The organism is Paenibacillus sp. YSY-4.3 (genome assembly GCF_054767475.1).
Window position 1 is genome coordinate 579918 of sequence record NZ_BAABMC010000002.1, and the last position, 18642, is coordinate 598559.

Genomic DNA, 18642 nt, shown 5'->3' on the forward strand with positions numbered 1-18642 from the left:
GGGTATAACATAACACTCTTGTTCGGTCTAGAAAAACATTTCATATAATGAACTTTATTTTCATATTTGTTAATAATTTCTTAATTTTTTGTCGATTAAGGTCGAACTTCTATGTCCGTTCTTTAAGCCGCTGAATATATTCAAAATCCGGATGGACAACTAAATCGGACAGATAGGCAGAGGTCGCGCTTCCAGACTTTCTCCTCCCGTTCAAAGCATTGATTATGGCGTCAGCCGATTTAATGCCCAGCCCATGGCCGAAATAAAGGTTATTATCCAATAATATCGCGTTCTCTCCCTGCCATTCAGGGGTTTCCGGATTGAAATCCGGATTTTCGAAATAGACGACGTCCCCGGCTGCGGCCTGCGGCGTACGGGTCAACTGCAGATCGCTGTCGTATTGCCAATCGTAAAGCACCAAATTATTAAAATGGTTATTGAAAGCTGTAGCGCTGATTGTATCCAGCACGCCTTTATAGAGAATTACAACCATCGCCGTTGCGCACTCCATGGCGTATCTCGAGCCGTTATTAAAAATATCCTTAATCGCGTCTGATGGCAGCACCTCCTCCCTGAGCCGAAGGCCGCCATTCGGCATACGAGTCCAAAAGCTCTCATTGCCCCTTGAATTTTTGAAGGTCGCGAATTTTGCCCCTCCCGAGTAAAAATCCTTTGCGGCCTGTACGATCGCTCCTCTTAATGCCAGCTCGAAATCCAGCGCCTCCGGCGAGCGATACGTATACACGGCCTGATTCAGTCTCTTTTGGGCAATAATGCTCCGGTACAATTCCGACGATGCAAGCTGGTCGAGCCGGCCAGCCCTCATATTGAACGTAATAATCACGGCCCCACCTCCTAGGCGTAATACTCGTATTGTATGCGGGGCGGCACGTTTTCGTGCACATACCTCCCATAGCAGCCCGCAAATATTGGAAACTTTTATTCCGAAAAAGCGTCTAATTTATAGACCAAACGCAAGAGCCATCTTTTTCTATCAAAAAAGAAGGAATCCCCTTGCAAATTGGCGAATTTTGTATGCTAGGGTGCGTTCATCTTTCAGGTATTTGGAGCATTTAGCGAATTTTGATATAACCGGATGCACTGATGTTGTGCTATCATGAACAAGCAGTAATAGTAGAGACAGCATATAACTTGGATGGTGGAATCAAAACATTATGATTTATACGGACTGGATATACTGGCTGTTCGTGCTCGTGGCTGTCGTCACGTATCACATTATGCCGCATCGAATCAGACCCTGGGTGCTGTTCGCCGCAGGCGTCACCTTTTATTACTACTACGCAGGCTCCTACCTGTTCCTGCTGCTGGCAGAGGTTGTCATCGCGATTCTCATCGTCAAGGCCGCAGCCAAGTGGAGTAAACGCTGGATTTACCCCGCTGCGATCATCGGGGTCATTCTCGTGCTCGGTTACTTCAAATATACGAACATGCTGTTGGATACACTGAATGACCTGTTCGCCTTTATGCAGCAACCTTTTTTCCCGAAGGCCGAGCAAATCGTTCTCCCTTTAGGAATTTCATATTTCACTTTTGAGCTCATTCACTATTTGGTGGAACGCAAACGCGGAAATTTGCCGGAGCACAGACCGGAAGGATTGCTGTCATTCATCTTCTTCTTCCCGACGATGGTGGCCGGACCGATCAAGCAATTCCAGGTGTTCTACCCGCAGATCAAAGCGAAGTTCCATATCGACCATATTCTGATCGGAATTACCCGAATCGGATTCGGTATGTTCAAGAAGCTTGTGCTGGCCGGAACGATCGATCTGCTCGCCCAGCCGGTATACTCTAAAGCCGGGATTGCCGGTGCCGATACCGGAACGCTATGGATTTCGCTGATCGCCTATACATTTGTCATCTATTTCGATTTCTCGGGATATTCAGACATCGCTATCGGTACGGCGCGCTTGTTCGGGATTGTCATTCCCGAGAACTTCCGGTTTCCATATCTGGCCCGCAGCGTCGCCGAGTTCTGGAACCGGTGGCATATCTCCCTTGGCTCCTGGCTCACACGCTATGTGTACTTCCCGCTGGGGGGCAGCCGCGTATCAGCTCCGAGGGTCTATCTGAACCTGATGGCCACGATGACCGTGTCAGGACTCTGGCACGGGGCAGCCTGGAATTTCGTCGTCTGGGGAATGTTCCATGGCGTCATGCTATGCATCCATCGCTTCCACGTGAAGCAAATCAAGCCGAAATTAAAGCCCGTTCCTAAGTGGCTGAAGCCGGGAACGACGGTAATCGCTATTCTGATCACCTTCTTTGGCGTGACGATCAGCCGGGTGTTCTTCATTCTGCCGATCGTTGACGGATGGGATCTCATGCTGCGGCTGCTGGGCTTGCGCTAAAATAGCTTAGAATGAAAGTGAGGATTACCAATGACTAATTTATTCATGAACAAGACGGTTACCGTCATGATGGTCTCGCTTGCGATCGCGGGCTTGATCGGAATCAGCGACGGAGCGAGCCCGATTGTCGACCATATGAAGGAAGACGTCGTGACTCACGCGAAGAAGGAACTGCGCGTACCGGCTTACGACTCCATCGTCTATACCCCGCTATGGATCGAATATTTGAATGAGCAGCCGGACGACGGCAAGCAAGTGGTCGGCATTTTCGGTCCGTCTACCGTTTACGGCACGACCGTCATGAAGGGAGCCAATACCTCCGCCGGCGTGATGCAGGTTCATCTCAAGGACCAACATGTGCTCAATTTTGGCCTTACAGGCGGCAGATTTACAGAGACCTACGCCGTGCTGGCCTCCATTATCGACAAAGTCGATTATGTCGTCTATGAAATCAACTACGGGATTGTTACCGTCTCAGATAATGAGCCTAGCGTAACGGTATACCCGTCTCTCATTACGAAATTGAATCAGAACATTCCGCGGAGCTGGCTGAACGATTTTCCCGATAAGAACCGGCAGTCGCTTCCAAGCGACATCCATAACTGGGCAACGTCCCACTTCCTGAGCAATTGGACGCTGTACCACGATCGCGACGTCATCAGCTACAAGCTGTTCAAGACGCGTACTCCGATGGAGAAGGTTCGCCGGGAAGTCAAAAGCGAGCTGGACAAGAAAAACGGCGTGACGCCAAGCTATGCTCCGATGTACACGGCATTCGATAAAATGCAGGACAAACACAAAGAGGAAATCGAAGAGCACTTCAAAAAGCTATACACATGGAACAAACCGTTCAATAAAGATGACAGCTTCGGCTTGTTCATGATTGAGAAGACGCTGGATCTGCTGCAAGAGCATAATAAGAAGGCCGTCTTCTACTCGGCTCCGCTGGATAAGGAGCATATTACGAAGAAGAAGCTGCTGAATTGGGAAGACTACAACAAAGTGATGGGGGCCTATCAAGGGCTGATCGAGTCCAGAGGCTATTCCTACATCGAATTCAACAACGGGAAGGACAATACGATTCCGCATAAATTTTATCGCGATCCGTCCCATATGCTGGATGAAGGCAACAAAATGTTCGGCGAAATCCTATATAAGAAGTTGACGCAATATGGAATTACAAACTCGTAGCGCCAAGCTCGCCAAAACCAAAGCCAACCGCCTCAGCCATCGGATCGGCCGAGCACTGATGATGCTGGGAACAGCGGTCGGCGGAGCCATTGTCATCATAGCTATCGTGATAGGCATTTTGTTCTTCTCCGGCGAGACGCAGGAATTCATCTATATGAATTTCTAAATGAAAGATTAGGAGTACATTTCGCTCACGTTCATACGTTATTATCATAGGGATAAGGGCTTCCTCGCTCGTTTGTAGAGTGCGGGAGCCCTTTTTTTTATTTATTATAGTTTAGTTTGGCCATCACTTAGCCGCTGCTCTATCGCAAATATTGCAAGTAAAGTAGGCATCAGCAATATTGGCATTATGGGGATGTGCCAAGTCAGTAGTTTGGGTAGTATGACGATGATGGTGAATACGGCGAGTACGACTAGCTCGCTAGAATGGCGTGATGGCGTTAATGGCGAGTAAGACCAGTAGAGCTAGGATGGCGTGACGGCGTTAATGGCGAGGTATCTAGATGCATTTCATACAGCTAGTTCACCGATTTTTGCCGAGTCGGCGGCAACTAACTGTAGAACCTACAGTTAGTTTGGGGTTACTATGGCGATTCAACCCAAATTCAGCCAAACTAACTGCATGATCTACATTTAGCACCTATACTTTTTAACAAATGAGGCTAACTAGTTGTATAAAATGCATTTAGTACTCGATCCCATCCTAAAACCCGGCGACTGGACTAAGTTATTCAAATAATTATCATGCCTCATGTAGGAGGATAGCCATACGAGCAACCCATATACCAGCACAGCACCTCTTATATACAAGTATCCTCAGTACAAGCATGCCACATGCACAAGCATCCCTCATGTACTATATGCTCGGTACAAGAGTATACCCTAGCGTAATGACACCTACCAGACTATATTAGTCCCTTATCCAACCCTTCGAACCCTTGCCTCGTTAATTCATAGTACAAAATGCGTTGTCCTGTCCCACGATAGACTGGCTTTAACCAACCCTTCTGGCATAACCGCTTCAAATGGACGATCGCGGTGCGATGATTGATCGAGAAATACTTTGCAATATCGATGGGACGAACCGGTCGAGCTAGAAAGATCACGTAGCGAATGATCTCTTGATCCGCGAAAAAAATTCGCTCCACTTGCTTATTGGCCGACTCGAATCGGCTGAGTACCATACGCAGCAAGTAGATGCAGACATCCGGCCGATGTGCAACATCATCATAAGCGAAAGAAATTACTTGAAATCCCATACCGGCCAAAAAAGCTTCACGATTGAGTTCGTTGCAATATTTTTGCCGATCCATATTGGTGACATGCTCGCCGAATCCCTTAATTTCGATCAACAGCCTGCTTATCGCTGGATCAAAGACATAATCGGCAAAATACGACCTCCCGCGCCAATCGAGCACTTCGTATTCAGGATGAAGACCTTCAAATTCTCCTTTTAAGGGCCACCATACATTTTCCGCAAAAAGGACTTCCCCATGTCCATGCCCTCTTTCCAACCTGCTCCTTCGCTCACCCGTCCGACGACACAAATGATCTTGAATAAAAGCTGCGTGCGCTTCCTTAAAACTCATCATTCTCAGACAACTCCTTCTATTCACCGAGCTATTAAAAATAAAAACGCCCTCAAACCACCCAAAGGTGATTGAGGACGTTCTTCGCCAATCAACCAGATAATACCAGCTGTTGTCTGGCAGCGTCAATAGTTAAAGGTGAATATGCAGAGGCTCTATGTTGGCCTATGTTGGGTCTATGTTGGTCTATGTTGGGTCTGTGCAAGCTCTATGCAGGATCTCACCCTATCCCATACACACCTACCCGCCTTGGCAGGCTACTATTGAAACTTTGGCAGCCAGCTTCCATGGGCTTCGATCAAATCGTCGCACATCGCCACGATATCATCGATCGAGAGCTCTGCGGCCGTGTGCGGATCAAGCAGCGCCGCATGATAGATATGCTCCTTCTTCCCGGTAACAGCCGCTTCAATCGTCAACAGCTGCGTATTGATATTCGTCCTGTTCAAGGCAGCAAGCTGTGGCGGCAGCGCCCCAACATAGGTCGGCGTAACGCCCGAAGCATCGACCAGGCACGGGACTTCCACGCAAGCTTCTTGCGGCAGGTTGGTAATCAAGCCCGTGTTCATGACATTGCCCCCGATTTTGTAAGGCCGGTTCGTCTCCATTGCCTCCAAAATATACGAAGCGTATTCCAAGCTGCGGGCATGCTCGATACTTTCGCTAGCAAACAGCCTCTCCCGCTGCTCCTTCCAACCTTCGATCTGGGCTATGCAGCGCCGCGGATACTCATCTAGCGGAATATTATAGCGTTCAATCAGCTCTGGATAATTGCGTTTAATAAAATACGGATGATATTCGGCATTATGCTCCGAGGATTCCGTAACGTAGTAGCCGAAACGCAGCATCAGCTCGAAACGCACCATATCATGGTGGCTCTCCTTCTGCTTCTCGGCGGCGAGCCTGCGAATTTCCGGATACAGATCCTTGCCGTCCCGCTTCACTTCGAGCAGCCAGGCCATATGATTGATCCCAGCAATCTTCGTCTCCAGACCCTCCTCGCTCAAGCCAAGCGCTCCGAACAGCTCCGGAATACATTTCTGCACGCTATGACACAAGCCGACGGTCTGAATTCCGCCTACCGTATTCATAACATTCGTCAATACCGCCATCGGGTTCGTATAATTCAGGAACCAAGCATCCGGACATACCTCCCGCATATCCCTGGCGAAGTCGAGCATGACTGGAATCGTCCGCAAGTTGCGGAATATGCCGCCAATCCCAAGCGTATCGGCAATCGTCTGCCGCAGTCCATATTTCTTCGGAATTTCAAAATCGGTAATCGTACAAGGATCGTATCCGCCCACCTGAATTGCGTTAATGACATATTTTGCGCCCCGGAGCGCTTCCTTCCGATCACTGTAAGCCTTCACAACACAGGTGCTGCCAAGTGACTGCTTCATGCTGTTGAGCAGGTTCTCTGAATCCTTCAGCCGCTCCATATCGATATCAAATAATGCGAGTTCAAAGCCCTGTAGCGATTCGGTCAGCATAACGTCACCGAGGACGTTCTTGACAAACACTGTGCTTCCCGCGCCCAAAAATGTAATTTTAGCCATTGCCCCATCGCCTCCATCATTCGTTAAATGTAACTTAACTATATGCGCGAAGGCGGCAGGCTGAACATGGTTCATTCCTGTTTAAACATGTCATAATCCCATTTCCTAATGCAGTTACTGCATTTATATTCAATATCACACCTGTTATAATGCATGTAACACGTTATATGGATCAGCCGGCTGGCCACCATCATGCAGCGCAATACTATGCGTTGGAAACGGCGAGTCGGTATAAAAAGAGGAGAAACAGCAAAAATGAGCCGTATTAACATCGTCCACTTTAACGAAACGTTCCAGAGCCAAATGGATCTCAGCCTGCTGTTCTTCGGCATGGAGGAATGCCTGTCCGGCCATGCCTGGGGGCCTGGACTGCGCGATTGCTACATTATCCACTACGTCCATGAGGGCGCGGGGCGGTTTCATATCGGCGAACAAACCTATGACCTGCAATCCGGCCACGGCTTCCTTATTCCTCCCGATACCCTTGTCCACTATGAAGCTGACACGGTCAGCCCATGGACTTATTCCTGGATCGGCTTTAGGGGACTTCATGTCAAATCATTGCTGCAGCGAGCAAGCCTCTCTGCGGCCAGTCCCGTCTTTCAATCAAGCAGCCGCCTATTCAAAACCTTTTACGACGATCTCGCAGCAGCCCGCTCGAACCGCGGCGGGGACGTGCTGATTCAGAGTATCGTTTACCGTATAATGGCCGATTTGATCTCCTGCTCACCAGATGCAGCGCTAGAACCAAAGGCCTCTTACTCCAAAGAGGTCTATGTCCGCAAAGCGATTGAATGGATTGAGCTGAGCTATAGCCAGAAAATAACCGTCATGGATATCGCCCGTTCCGTCGGGCTCGACCGGACTTATTTATCCGGGCTGTTCAGGGCGCAATTCGGCATCTCTCTGCAGACCTTTTTGCTGGAATATCGTATGAATCGGGCCATCGAACTGCTCCGAAATCCCGACCTTACCGTCAGCGACGTATCGCGCTCCGTGGGTTATACCGACCCGTTTCTATTCTCGAAAATGTTCAAGAAGGTGACCGGCCATTCGCCCCGTGCCTCCAGGAAACGTGAAGGGAACAAACCTATAGGTTAAAAAAACAGCTGCCCCAATGGGTCTTTATCTTGACCCTGGGACAGCCTGGTTGCCGTAAAATTTATTCGTCCTTCGTTTCTGTAAAGGTAGCTATGGTTGCTCGAAGCTTAGCCCCATCTTCCTCGTAATACCGCTTTTCCGTAATGCCGATGACTTCATGAAAATGTTCCGACGTGTCCACAACTGTCGCGATATAAATGTATTCATCTCTGTCGACCTTCCCACGGTAGGTCAATTCGTAAGCCCAATCCCCATTTATTCGAACCATCCGGTCCTGGATAACGGTCGATGTTGCATCCAACCCTTCCTCCTTCATGCCGAAGTAAAAATCCTCTAGTGTGACATCAGAATCGAATTCCTCTTTTGGATATGTAAATACAACGATACCTTTTCTGTCCAGATAATCGGATAATGCCATGTTCGCGTCAATCTCTTTGATTGTCGAAGAATCACGCTTTAACCCTGCTTCATCCGTCATTTGAAATCTACCATCCTCACTTCTATGTACAACACTTTGCGGCTCGGAATCTGGATAACCGGTTACAGTCAAGGCGATTACGTTCGGTATTACCGCCAGACAAATAATGACGGAGAATATGACCGTATGCGTAATTTTGGCCCTGCGGCTCGGCTCCTTAAACTTTAAATCCGACACTTTTAACACATATGTATTGGCGGCTATATCCCCTAGACGCTGCTTCTTCTTTGTGGCCAGGGCGGTTATTCCCGCAGGTATTGCCCCAAATAACACAGAATTCGTCTCGACCAGGCGGAGCAGCGTCCGTATCAAGGACTTAAGCAATCCCGGCGTCCTTCCATCCTCTCTAACAACCTGAATGCGTACAATAAATTTTCCCACCGTAAAACCTGTAAAGCCTTCAAGCAAAAGATGATACAGCAGCAAGAAACCAATAAAGACCGGGGCCAAATTCGGATTGTTAAAAGAAAGCATCGTAAAGAGTACCCCCACAAAAGTAACCAGATCTATCATCGTAGCGGCCCAACGTCTAAAAACGATGTTAGATCCATAGCTGCGAGCGGTTGCTTCTACCCGCGAATACTGCGGCTCCGGAGGAACCGGGGGACCGTTGTAATTACCCCATGGCGGCGGCCCAGGAACTGGGGCTTTGAAATTCGGGTCCGAACTGGGACTCGGACTAGGTATTTGGTTTTGATCCAACGAAAAAATCACTCCTTACCCATTTGTAGGTCATTTCTTATGTAGTGCCAAACAGTAAGGAGTATATGTTATTTTCTTACTTCTGTAAATATTAATTCCTGAATCAGACATAAAAGCCCTAATTATGAAAACGCCCCCGGAAACGGCTTGGCGATTCTCCAGTCCAGCGCTTAAACTGACGGCTGAAATGGGCGATATTCTTGTAGCCCAGCCTTTGCGAAACGTCTTCGATCGTTAGCTCGGGATCCATCAGCAGCAGCTTGGACTTCTTGAGCATTAAGTTGGACATGTACTGCCGCGGCGACATGCCGAAAACCGATGTAAACATGCGGTTCACTGAAGATGGGCTATAGCCTACCGCCGCAGCGATCGATTCGATCGTTTCTATGTCCCGCCCGTCGTGGTTGCCTTCGGCTGTTTCATCCACAGCTTGCTCCAGTAGGGCAGCAACTTGAGAAGCGGTATGGGACATCCGCGATGGCGAAGCATCTCCATCCCGCCTGCCGAGCGTGCCGCTAATTCCCGCAAACAGCTCGAACAACGCAGACAACGCTGCCATGCGGGATTCTACGCGGACAACGGCCTCCTCCGACGTCAGAGCAATCAGCTTGTCCAGCGCAGGCCGGATCACGGTCGCTAGTTCGCTTTCCGCAGCATGATAGCAGGCTTTATTGCGGTACAGCAGTTCGCGGAAGGCTCGTTCATCCACGTCAAAGTGCACGCAATAATACGTCATTTCCTCCTCGCCAAGCACCCGGCTTTCATGCAAGTCATCCGGTCCAAGCAAGAGTAAATCGCCCGGCTGCTGCACATATACCGTTCGATTGACCTTCATTTCCTGCGTGCCAGACAGAACCAGATTGACCTCGAATAGCGGATGTTTATGGGAAGGATATTTCCAATCCCGATCGACGGTACGCCAGTGGGCAGCGAATACGCGGAAGGTGGATTCCATATCGGGCAGCATCATTTCTCTTCTCATCCGATCCGTTTTGACCTCCATAACTCCTAACTCCTTTGCAAATATTCATCACAGCCAACAAAGTTGATCGATTTGGGTAAAAACCATCATGCAATGGATATGGGACGCCCCGTATATAATTGTTACAATATAGTTATTGTAGCATAGATATGGCCCGTAAAAGCATTTCGAAGAAATGGGTAATTTATCTGTGTTAACTTCAATATTCGACTCCCATCTTTTCCAAATAACCTATAAAGGAGCAATAGGCATGGCTATCATTCAAAACCCGATTTTGACGGGCTTCAACCCGGACCCGAGCATTTGTCGCGTTGGAGAAGACTACTATATTGCCGTATCCACTTTCGAATGGTTCCCTGGCGTAGGCATCTACCACTCGAAGGATTTGAAAAACTGGCGGCTGGTGACGAGACCTCTGAACCGCTTAAGCCAGCTCAACATGATGGGCAATCCGGATTCCGGCGGAATCTGGGCGCCTCAATTGTCCTTTGCGGACGGTCAATTCTGGCTCATCTACACGGATGTGAAAGTGACCGAAGGCCAATGGAAAGACTGCCACAACTATCTCGTGACCTGCGACACCATCGACGGCGAATGGTCTGAGCCGATTTACTTGAACAGCTCCGGCTTCGATCCATCGTTGTTCCATGATGAGGACGGCAAGAAATATCTCGTCAACATGCTGTGGGATCAACGTCTCGGCCATCACAATTTCTATGGCATCGTGCTGCAAGAGTATAACGCCAGTGAGAAAAAGCTGGTAGGCAAACGGGAAGTTATTTTCAAAGGAACCGACATCAAGCTGACAGAAGCGCCGCACTTATACAAAATCAACGGCTACTATTACTTGCTGACGGCCGAAGGCGGTACCAAGTACGATCACTGTGCTACCCTTGCACGATCCAAAAACCTGCGCGGCCCTTACGAGGTGCATCCGGACAACCCGCTGATCTCATCGTTTGCCGTACCGCGCAACCCACTGCAAAAGGCAGGACATGCCTCAATCGTACAGACGCATACCGACGAATGGTTCCTCGTTCACCTGACGGGAAGACCGTTGTCCCGGGAAGGGCAGCCATTGCTTGACCCTCGCGGCTACTGCCCGTTGGGAAGAGAGACGGCTATTCAGCGCTTGGAGTGGAAGAACGATTGGCCTTACGTCGTTGGCGGCAATCAGCCTTCCCTGCAAATCGAAGGGCCTAACATTCCGGAAGTGAAATGGGAACCCGATTTCCCGGAAAAGGATGATTTCGACAGCGATAAGCTGAATCTGCACTTCCAGAGCCTGCGGATTCCGCTCGGAGACAACATCGTATCGCTTACCGACAAGCCAGGTCATCTGCGCCTGTACGGTAAGGAATCGCTGACGTCTAAATTTACACAGGCGTTCATCGCCAGACGTTGGCAGCATTTCGAATTCACCGCGGAAACCAAAGTCGCGTTCAATCCGACGACATTCCAGCAGTCTGCTGGATTAGTCAATTACTACAACACCCAGAACTGGACTTCCTGCCAAATCTCCTGGAATGAGGACAAGGGCAGAATTCTGGAGATCGTGGCATGCGACAACTTTACGTTCTCCGCACCGCTGCAAGGCAACGAAATCGCGATTCCCGAGGACGTCCAGTACGTATACCTGCGCGTAGACGTAGAGACTGACGTGTACCGTTACTCCTATTCTTTCGATGGAGCCAACTGGACCGTCATTCCGATCAACTTCTACTCCTACAAGCTGTCGGACGACTACATCCAAGGCGGAGGCTTCTTCACAGGAGCGTTCGTGGGCATGCAGTGCCAGGACACCTCCGGCCAGAACGAACCGGCAGACTTCGACTACTTTATCTACAAGAACAATTAATATATGAACAACAAGCCGCCCAAGGATAACTTTATCCTGGGGCGGCTTGTTTTGTGGTTGAGGGTGGCTAGCCCGCAGTTGGTTTGCGATTTGGCAGTGGTTTGGATGCGGTCTGGATGTGGCTTGTCCGCGGCTCATTCGACGCTATGAGGCCTGCTCGATGTTTGTACGTTGCTCGTCCGGCGCTTGATCATTGTTTGCCAGCAGCTTGCTCGTACAATCGACCACGACCTCACCATCAGACAGTGCGATAACAATGTGTACTGAATGCACCGCGAAGAACACGTGGATAACTCTCTAACCTTGAATCCTAACGGACACAGGAGACGCTATTTCCGCAAAAGTGGTACTTTTGCCAACCTTAACGGACACCAGGGACGTTATTTGCCCTTAATCGCCCTCATTTTGAGGTATTTGGGCTCAAAGAGGGCCCCCTGTGTCCGCTAGATCTGCAAATCCGCCAATTTTGGAGCTATAGCGGAACCAATGTCCGTTAGCATGCTACCCCACCTTATTTATGCAATCCTGTCGCCAGACAATTAGTTACTTCACCCTGCTACTCAGCTATTTTGTTACTCATTCACTCACTTACCCCGCTACTCACTTCGCCCCCCGTGCCACCGTTACGTTCGCACATGTTGCCTGGCTGGTCATGCTATAGTACTTACTTACGCCTCATCGCCCATCTACCTACACACTGCTTCCACGCCCTCATCCCCAAACTTACCCTCGCTCTCCAAAATGAATAAAGAACCTGGGCTCGCCCAGATTCTTTATCAAATGCAGCTATAACAATACTTTATTCACGACTTCTTACTACTTCAACTTAACCCTTAACCGAACCAGCCGCAATCCCTTCGACGATCTTGTCGCTAAGGAACAGGAAGGTAATGAGGATCGGCAGAATACTGATCATCAGGGTAGCACCGATAGCACCCCAGTCGGTCGTATATTGACCGATGAAGTTCTGAACGCCGACCGTCAAAGTCTTGTAGATATCGGAGCTGATGAACGTATTCACGAAAATAAACTCATTCCAGTTATAGATCATGTTGATAATCGCTGTCGTGGCCAGCACGGAGCTGGTCATCGGGAATACGATTTGCGCGAACATCCGGTTCACGGAGCAGCCGTCGATGACGGCGGCTTCTTCTACCTCGCGCGGCAGCGCATAGTAGAAGCCAAGCAAGATCATGATCGTAATCGGCATATTGAACGCAACATACGAGAATATGAGTGATAATGGATGATCCGTCAAACCGATTTTGTTATATACGCTAAACAAAGGAATCAACGTCGAGTGGACGGGAATCATCATCGCGACCATGAACAAGCCAAGCACGAAGGAGCTTCCCTTCCATTTCATTCTCGTCACGGCATATGTGACCAGACTGGCCAGAATGACCGTCAGCGCGGTCGCCAGTACGGTAACCCATACGCTATTCAAGAAGTACACATTAATATTCCCCGCGTTCCATACCTTGGTATAGTTCGCCCATTTAGGGTCCATAGGGAGCGAGAACGGCGGAAGGTTGAACACTTCCTGATTGTTTTTTAGCGAGAAGAACAGCAGCCATACGAGCGGCAGCAATTGAAGAACAGCCACCAGAATCAAAATGATATACAAAAGGCCATAGCCTAATTTGCGTACAAGGGCTGCCCCCGGGCTAGCCGGCCCGCTCTGAAGCTGTCCTGCGGTTCCAGACATCATGAAGCGTCCCTCCTTAGGAATATTGAATGGTATCTTTCGTAGCGGTTAATTTGCGAATACCCCACGTAATCACAAGACAAATGACGAGCAGGAAAAATCCGATCGCGCTGCCGTAGCCGAAATCATGGGCCCGGAAAGCTACGCGATACATGTACGAGGCCATAACCTCACTGGCTCCGTTCGGTCCACCATCGGTCATGACGTAGATCAGGTCAAAATATTTCAGCGACCCGACAACAGCAAGAACGATCGTAACCTTGATCACTTCCATCGCAAGCGGAAGCTTTATTTTCCAGGCGATTTGCAGTGCATTCGCACCGTCGATCTTTGCCGCTTCCTCCAGGGAAGCCGGAATATTCTTCAGAGCTGCGTAGTAGATCAGAATATAGAAACCCGCATATTGCCACAGTATCGGAATGAACAGTGCAGGCAATACCAACGATGTGTCTGCAAGCCATGCAGGAGGATTAGCAAAACCGATAGATTCCAAAAAGCTGTTTACGATCCCGTTGGTCGGGTGGTAAATTTTCAACCACAATTGCGCAATCGCAACCGACGATAACAGCATCGGGATCAAATAAATTTTACGGAACAGGTTCGCCCCCTTAATGCGGGTAGCAAGAACCATAGCTACAGCCAAATAAATCACAAGGCTGAGCGTAGAGAACAAAGCCAGCAGAAGCGAGTGCCAGGCACTGCTCCAAAAAGCGCTATCTTTCGCTAGAGCCAGATAGTTTTCAAAGCCGATGTAACTCATGGCGCTGATGCCATTCCATTTGTTTAAGCCGTAGTAGCCGGTAAGTATGATTGGAATGTACACGACGCCCAAAATGAGAAGCAGTGATGGCAGTACATAGAGTGCGATTATCTTTTTATTTGAGAGCACCTTATCCACGTTGTCCGACTCCTTTCCTCCATAGTCGTTTCTAAGCCGCTGTTAAGAAAAGTCTATCCGGCATTACCGCCGGATAGATCTCTTCATCTTGCTGCACAAGTACCTTTAAAGAACAGCTATTATTGACCTTTGGCGATTGCCGCGTCATGCTCTTCCGAGAATTTCTCCGGCGTTACCGCCTTGCCAAAGAGAGCCTGGATCATGTTAAGGTGTGTCTCTGCCGCATTCGCAGGCATTTGTACGTCTGCGAACAATGTGACGCTGCTTGCTTGGTTCATTTCGTTGAACAGATCAATATACAGTTGAGGCAGCTCTAGGTTGGTTGTATCTACCTTCGTAGCTGGAATAACGCCTGCGCCAGTTACGGATTGCTCGCCCCATTTGGTGACGAAGTATTCTACGAATTTCTTAGCTTCATCCTTCACTTTGGAGTTCTCACCCACGAACAAGCCTACGCCCGGACCGCCAACCCAGCTGTTGATGTCGCCTTTGCCGCCTTCCACAGTCGGGAACTTAAAGAAGCCAACATTATTACGGAACTCCAGTGGAATTTCTTCGTTCGTCGTAAAGTTCGGAAGATCCCAAGAGCCCATCATGTACATTGCTGCTTTGTCATTCAGGAACTCGGATTTCGCTTCTTCATTGGACAAGCCGTTGAAGCCTTTGACAAAAGCGTTGCTGTCTACGAGTGCTTCAATTTCGGTTCCTGCCTTAAGCAGCCCTTCGTCCTTGAAGGATGCCGATCCGCTGATCGCATTAGCCAGCGTTTGTTGTCCCGCGATCCGGTCAGCCATGTACATGTACCACAGGGAACCAGTCCAACGGTCTTTGTTGCCCAGTGCAATCGGCGCTACGCCGTTGTCGGACAGCGTTTTCACAACTTGTTTAAATTGCTCGTACGTTTGGGGAATCTCAAGATTGTATTTTGCAAAAATCGCTTTATTGTAATATACAGGCGCGATATTGAACTCAAGTGGAAGCGCATACGTTTTTCCGTCAATATTGTATGCCTCGGTCGTGCCGGCAACGAATTTACCGTTCAGCTCGCCGCTTAGCAGATCATCTACTGGAGCAAACAGATTGCCTTCAACATAAGGTTTCAGGAATCCCGCCGCCCAGGTTACACCAACATCCGGAAGTTCATTGGATGCGGACAGTACTTTTAGTTTGTTTTTGTACTGCTCGTTATCCAATACCTCTTGCTTGATTTTAACGTTAGGGTTCTCGTTCTGATATTCGGTAATGATTTGGTTCACGATTTTGTTCTGACCGGCAGATACGCCTTCAGGCCAGAGGTGCATAAAGGTAACTGTGACTTGATCACCCTTGGCTTCGCCACCGCCCTGAGATGCACCGCTATTGCCTTTTGCACCGCAGCCTCCCAAAACTAAAGCCAAACACAATGATGTTAATAGCAGCATCGTCCATTTTTTCTTGAACACGTTTACAACCCCTTTTCTACGAATGCTAGCGGTTTCATTCCGCTTAATTAAATTGTAACAATGGTAGGATCATGCCGTAATGATAGAGGGATTGGGATTTATGCCACTATTATTGGATTGTGCCGTCCGAGTCTTTCACGCTGCTTCTATATTGCCCAGGGCTTACCAGCTCCGTCTCGCGGAAGACTTTGACGAAATATCTGGCCGTCTGGTATCCGACCCTCTCCGCAATCTCGGCGATAGGAAGAGCCGTTGTGGTAAGCAGCACCTTCGCCCTCTGGATTCTTTGCTTTGTCAAATATTCGCTGAATGTAAGGCCCGTCTGGTCCTTGAACAGCACGCTGAAATAGCTGGCGTTCATATGAAGGTGATCCGCCAGGTCGCGCATGGATACAGATTCGTGCAAATGCTCGTCCAAATAACGGATCGCATCGCGCACCGGGGTGCTGTATGCATTCTCATGCTCCATGGTCTCCATGAGCTTCGGATCGACCAGCTTCTCCATCCGCTCGATCCGGTGAATATTCTCCTCCCGCTGCAGAGCGAGCTCGACAGCCTGAATGAGTTTTACTTTATCCAGCGGCTTCAATAAATATTCGATTACGCCGAATTTGAGCGCCTTCTGCGCATAGTCAAACTCTGGATGACCGGAGATGACGATAACGACGGGCGGATTCTTCAAATTCTCCAGCCGCTCAATAAGATCAAGACCCCCGATTTCCGGCATCCGTATATCAGTCACGAGCAGATTGGCTTCGTCCTCCTGCAGCCACTCCAAAGCTTCCACGCCGCTGGATGCGGTCTCGATCCGGTAACGGCCTGAGGACCAGGCCTCCAATGTTTTGCGGACGCCGTCCCTTGTCCTTGGTTCATCATCTACGATAAGTATCGTCTTCATGACTCATTGTCACTCCCATATTCAGTCGGTATTTCAAAGGACACCGTCGTCCCCTGTCCCTTCTCACTCTTAATCTCAAGTCCATCCGTGTTGGAGTCAAAGCTGAGCCGCAGCCTCCGCTCTACGTTAACCATGCCGATGCCATGTCCCTTCGTGGCGCTCACATGCCCCTTTCGCATCACGGCGTACAAGGAGCGGAGCTTCTCCTGATCCATGCCTGGGCCGTCGTCCTGTACGATTACCCTGGTAAATCCGGGTCGGCTGGCTTGCTCTACCCGCAAAACGACCGTGCCCGGTCCTACTCGCTGCTCTACGCCGTGCAATATGGCATTTTCAACAAGCGGCTGAATCAGCAGCTTCGGTACAGGTACCCGGCGGCAGTCCTCATCGGCTTCAATTCGCCACGACAGCCTGTCCATCATACGCATGGCCATAATTTTCAAATATCTTTCCGCATGATCCAGCTCATCGCCGAGCGTTACCCACTCATCCTCATCCGTCTTATTAATGACGTAGCGGAATAGTCCGGACATCGCCACAATGATCTGGGCCAGCTCTTCTTCCCCTTTATCCTCCAGCTCCCAGTAGAACGCCTCGAGCGTGTTAAACAGAAAATGCGGGTTGATCTGAGCCTGGAGCGCCTTCAGCTCCGTCCGGCTCTGGATGATTTCCTTCTCATAGACGACTTCAATCAGTTCGTTCAGATCGACAACCATTTGATTGTAAGAGTTGTTCAGCTCATGGATCTCCATCGTCGTAGACGTAATCGGGCTGGGCTTCAACGTACCGAAGCGAGCACCGCGCATCGCCTTGATCAGATTCAGAATAGGACGTGTAATCATCGTGGATAGAATAAGGGTAAAAATCAGAAAGAGCAAGCCGCCAACCATACCCGATACGAGAATCGTAGTACGAAGCACCGAAATTCCCTCGGTGACGTAACCCATCGGAGTCAGAATCGCTAGCGTCCAACCCGTGGCTTCAGACTGCTTCTGAATAGCGATATAGGCTTTGCCGTCAATCGTAATATTTTCCCCTACATGGCTGAGCAGCGCCCTCGAATCCACCTCTTGGGGGAAATCGGAGAAAATCGTTCGTCCGTTTTTGTCGAAGAGCCCCATCGACTCGCGCATTTCGCGCTCCGTCGCCTCGGCGAGCTCGAAGTAGCTTTTCTCAATATGAACCATTAAATACCCGGCATGCGAGAACGACTTGTCGATCAGCCGGATACTGCGAATCGCAATGACTCCATCCGGATTCTGGGGATCGAGTCCAAACCACACCAGCCGGCCCATTTGCTCATCGACCTGGTCAATCCACCCGCTGGACACCCGCTCGGTTAATCTAAAGTCATCTAGCGGAAGCAGCCTCTGGTAATCGGCCGTGTATAACTCAAGCGAGCGTATGCCTGTCGCATAAGCTTCATATTTGCGCACCTCCTGCTGGAGAAGCTGGCGATCTGCGAAGCTGATCGGCATCCCTGCCATCTCATCGGAGAGCAGCCGCTGGGTCGTTGCACTCATCGCCACCTGGGCAGTCAGCGTATTGATTTGCTGCAGAAGAGCATCCAGCTTGCCCGTAGCTTGAACTGCGGTTTGCTGAATATGCTTCTCCGCATTGTTGCGCAGCAGGACGGAGACTTGACCGAACGTAATATAGCCTACAGAAGCCAACACGATGATCATGACCAGCATGAAGCCGAGTAAAATTTGGTTACGCAGCGTATTAATCCGCAAAAGTTTTGACAAGACTACACATCCTTCGCCATAGCGTTCTAGTATTTACTATACACAATTATCTAAAAATGTAGGTTCAAAAAGTCAAGGCAAGCTTTTGAGAAAGCCAAAAAAATAGTTCCGCTCGT

General features: G+C 49.4%; 16 protein-coding genes. 5 read left to right on the plus strand and 11 right to left on the minus strand.

Annotated features, from left to right (window positions below):
- Positions 1–109: 109 nt before the first annotated feature.
- Entirely contained in the window at positions 110–844 is a 735-nt protein-coding gene (locus ACYUJT_RS09310; protein ID WP_460320913.1) for a protein-glutamine gamma-glutamyltransferase, read from the minus strand.
- Between the two features lie 331 nt (positions 845–1175).
- Here ACYUJT_RS09310 and ACYUJT_RS09315 point away from each other — a divergent pair, with 331 nt between their 5' ends.
- The 3 genes from ACYUJT_RS09315 to ACYUJT_RS09325 are packed head-to-tail and all read left to right on the plus strand — an operon-like array spanning position 1176 to position 3726.
- Complete coding sequence (locus ACYUJT_RS09315; protein ID WP_460320915.1) at positions 1176–2369, plus strand: MBOAT family O-acyltransferase; 1194 nt, start codon at positions 1176–1178, stop codon at positions 2367–2369.
- 45 nt (positions 2370–2414) lie between these two features.
- Positions 2415–3560, plus strand: a complete 1146-nt coding sequence (locus ACYUJT_RS09320; RefSeq protein ID WP_460320918.1) for a hypothetical protein — start codon at positions 2415–2417, stop codon at positions 3558–3560.
- A complete protein-coding gene (locus ACYUJT_RS09325; RefSeq protein WP_460320920.1) occupies positions 3541–3726 on the plus strand; it encodes a hypothetical protein in 186 nt (61 codons plus the stop codon). The genes ACYUJT_RS09320 and ACYUJT_RS09325 overlap by 20 nt, the downstream gene beginning before the upstream one ends.
- Before the next feature lie 742 nt (positions 3727–4468).
- On the opposite strand, the gene ACYUJT_RS09330 is transcribed toward ACYUJT_RS09325, so the two are convergent.
- Positions 4469–5155, minus strand: coding sequence for a hypothetical protein (locus ACYUJT_RS09330; RefSeq protein ID WP_460320923.1), 687 nt, complete (start codon positions 5153–5155; stop codon positions 4469–4471).
- Between the two features lie 257 nt (positions 5156–5412).
- Positions 5413–6711: an alpha-galactosidase gene (gene melA, locus ACYUJT_RS09335; RefSeq protein ID WP_460320925.1), complete on the minus strand. Its 1299-nt coding sequence runs from the start codon at positions 6709–6711 to the stop codon at positions 5413–5415.
- Positions 6712–6966: 255 nt separating this feature from the next.
- Here melA and ACYUJT_RS09340 point away from each other — a divergent pair, with 255 nt between their 5' ends.
- Positions 6967–7812, plus strand: coding sequence for an AraC family transcriptional regulator (locus tag ACYUJT_RS09340; protein WP_460320927.1), 846 nt, complete (start codon positions 6967–6969; stop codon positions 7810–7812).
- Between the two features lie 61 nt (positions 7813–7873).
- Here ACYUJT_RS09340 and ACYUJT_RS09345 read toward each other — a convergent pair whose 3' ends face one another.
- Positions 7874–8992 carry an RDD family protein gene (locus ACYUJT_RS09345; protein WP_460320929.1) on the minus strand — a complete coding sequence of 373 codons (1119 nt, stop codon included), beginning with the start codon at positions 8990–8992 and terminating at the stop codon, positions 7874–7876.
- Between the two features lie 118 nt (positions 8993–9110).
- Complete coding sequence (locus ACYUJT_RS09350) at positions 9111–9995, minus strand: helix-turn-helix transcriptional regulator (protein ID WP_460320932.1); 885 nt, start codon at positions 9993–9995, stop codon at positions 9111–9113.
- A gap of 229 nt (positions 9996–10224) precedes the next feature.
- On the opposite strand from ACYUJT_RS09350, the gene ACYUJT_RS09355 reads away from it, so the two are divergent.
- Positions 10225–11832, plus strand: a complete 1608-nt coding sequence (locus ACYUJT_RS09355) for a glycoside hydrolase family 43 protein (protein ID WP_460320934.1) — start codon at positions 10225–10227, stop codon at positions 11830–11832.
- Between the two features lie 144 nt (positions 11833–11976).
- Here ACYUJT_RS09355 and ACYUJT_RS09360 read toward each other — a convergent pair whose 3' ends face one another.
- From ACYUJT_RS09360 to ACYUJT_RS09385, 6 genes are all read right to left on the minus strand, one after another.
- Positions 11977–12105 (minus strand): hypothetical protein, encoded by a 129-nt coding sequence (locus ACYUJT_RS09360; protein ID WP_460320936.1) that lies wholly within the window; start codon positions 12103–12105, stop codon positions 11977–11979.
- A 553-nt stretch (positions 12106–12658) separates the two neighbouring features.
- Positions 12659–13543, minus strand: coding sequence for a carbohydrate ABC transporter permease (locus ACYUJT_RS09365; protein ID WP_460320938.1), 885 nt, complete (start codon positions 13541–13543; stop codon positions 12659–12661).
- Positions 13544–13556: 13 nt separating this feature from the next.
- Complete coding sequence (locus ACYUJT_RS09370; RefSeq protein WP_460320940.1) at positions 13557–14438, minus strand: carbohydrate ABC transporter permease; 882 nt, start codon at positions 14436–14438, stop codon at positions 13557–13559.
- A gap of 119 nt (positions 14439–14557) precedes the next feature.
- The gene (locus ACYUJT_RS09375) at positions 14558–15880 is read right to left on the minus strand and encodes an extracellular solute-binding protein (protein ID WP_460320942.1); all 1323 of its coding nucleotides are present in this window, start codon (positions 15878–15880) and stop codon (positions 14558–14560) included.
- A gap of 109 nt (positions 15881–15989) precedes the next feature.
- A complete protein-coding gene (locus ACYUJT_RS09380) occupies positions 15990–16778 on the minus strand; it encodes a response regulator transcription factor (protein ID WP_460320944.1) in 789 nt (262 codons plus the stop codon).
- Positions 16775–18526 carry a cache domain-containing sensor histidine kinase gene (locus ACYUJT_RS09385; protein WP_460320946.1) on the minus strand — a complete coding sequence of 584 codons (1752 nt, stop codon included), beginning with the start codon at positions 18524–18526 and terminating at the stop codon, positions 16775–16777. The genes ACYUJT_RS09380 and ACYUJT_RS09385 overlap by 4 nt, the downstream gene beginning before the upstream one ends.
- Between the last annotated feature and the right edge of the window lie 116 nt (positions 18527–18642).